This is a genomic window from Arthrobacter sp. SIMBA_036 (assembly GCF_046535135.1).
Classification (GTDB): domain Bacteria; phylum Actinomycetota; class Actinomycetes; order Actinomycetales; family Micrococcaceae; genus Arthrobacter.
The window spans coordinates 1-291 of sequence record NZ_JAWRXG010000105.1 but is presented as its reverse complement, the minus strand read 5'-3'; the positions used below and the strand labels follow the sequence as shown (position 1 = coordinate 291).

The following is a 291-nucleotide window of genomic DNA, read 5'->3' as shown; positions in this document are numbered from 1 at the left end:
GCGTCCCGGCTGCGCATGGAGATCGATTCCGCGCCCGCAGAGATTGACCCGCTCCGCCGCGCCGTCGACCGTTTGACCATGGAAGAACTGGCGCTGCAGACCGAGACCGACCCGGCCTCGGTGGAGCGGCTGGCTGCCCTCCGCGCGGACATGGCGGACAAGAAGGCAGAGCTCAACGCCCTCAACGCGCGGTGGGAAGCGGAGAAGGCCGGCCGCAACCGCGGGGGTGCCCTCAAGGCAAAGTTCGACGAGTTGCGCTCGTCGCAGAAGAAGTACGAGCAAGAGGGCGAC

At 68.0% G+C, this 291-nt stretch carries 1 pseudogene; it reads left to right on the top strand.

Features of this window, described 5'->3' with window-relative positions:
• Positions 1-291: pseudogene (locus SB659_RS19310) on the top strand (ATP-dependent chaperone ClpB); the annotation flags it as partial.